This window comes from Marivirga lumbricoides (genome assembly GCF_014636295.1).
GTDB classification, from domain to species: Bacteria; Bacteroidota; Bacteroidia; order Cytophagales; family Cyclobacteriaceae; genus Marivirga; species Marivirga lumbricoides.
Window position 1 is genome coordinate 1 of sequence record NZ_BMEC01000049.1, and the last position, 1,176, is coordinate 1,176.

Annotated in this window: 2 protein-coding genes; both read left to right on the forward strand. The window is 36.6% G+C overall.

Annotation, left to right across the window (positions count from 1 at the left end):
• Positions 1-248: 248 nt before the first annotated feature.
• A complete protein-coding gene (locus IEV85_RS25010; protein ID WP_229712737.1) occupies positions 249-818 on the forward strand; it encodes an IS110 family transposase in 570 nt (189 codons plus the stop codon).
• Between the two features lies 1 nt (position 819).
• Positions 820-1,176: transposase (locus IEV85_RS25295; RefSeq protein WP_425562916.1), on the forward strand; the 357-nt coding region annotated here is incomplete at its 3' end.

Genomic DNA, 1,176 nt, shown 5'->3' on the forward strand with positions numbered 1-1,176 from the left:
CGTCATCGTAAGTTAGCCCCTATAATTGAATAGGTTCAAAATGAGAATTATATTTGGTTATTAAAGTTAGCAAAAGAGAGGGAACAAGACTATTACTCGTCATTGATCATAATAGATCCATCGCAATGCAAGTCCCTTCTCTTTGCTTACTTAACCTTGAACAGTTCATTAGGCAAAAAGCCTGTTTTTACGATTGATAAGAGATAAGTAAGTTGCTAACAATTTTCCAACTTAACAAAGTTAAAAAGATGATTGTAGGAATTGACACTTCAAAGGATTTTTTTGATGCAACCGCTATTGAAGAGGATAATGTTATCTTTCAAAAGCAATTCAGTAATGATGTAAAAGGCTTTAATCTCTTTCTAAGAGCTATCAGTAATAATCCAGTAGAACTGGTTTGCATTGAGGCCACCGGACCTTACCATTTGCGCTTCGCTCTATTTTTGGAGGAGAACAATCTTGATGTATCGGTTGTAAACCCTTTGGTCATTAAAAGATATACCCAAATGAAAATGTCGAGAGCCAAAACAGACAAAAAAGATGCTTATTTAATTGCTTTTTATGCCAAAGAGCAGAAGCCGGAGATATGGAAGGCTCCTTCTGAAGTATTATTAGATATTAGACAATTAGATACACATCTCGACCTGCTTATGAAACATACAAGAGCTCTATCCAGTCAATTACATGCCTTCAAAGCCAGAGGTACTGTGGTCAAAGGATTAGAAAAACAGATGAAGAACCAAATCAATGAACTGAATGAGAACATTAAAAAGATTGAAAGACGTATTGAAGAGCTAGTTCAGTCCTCATTACCCTAAAATGGCTGATCAGTTGCAAAGTATTCCAGGTATCGGCAAAAAGAGCGCTTATATGATGATTGTAAGTACAAACGGATTCCTCAGTTTTGATAATTGCAAACAGGTTACGTCTTTCTTCGGTTTAGCCCCGAGGCACTACCAATCGGGCACCAGTGTTAAAGGAAAAACCAGAATATGCAAAATGGGGATGTCAAGGGTTCGCAAAACACTTTACATGGCTGCTGTCGCAGCTATTAAATGTAATTCGACATGTCAAAATCTATATGATAGACTTAGAACCAAAGGTAAAAGTCATAATTTGGCCATCATCGCTGTAGTCAATAAATTGATCAAACAGTCCTTCGCAATTGCCAAAAAC

Coding starts and splice junctions, on each gene's coding strand:
- IEV85_RS25010 (WP_229712737.1), top strand. CDS start 249: ATGATTGTAGGAATTGACACTTCAAAGGATTTTTTTGATGCAACCGCT.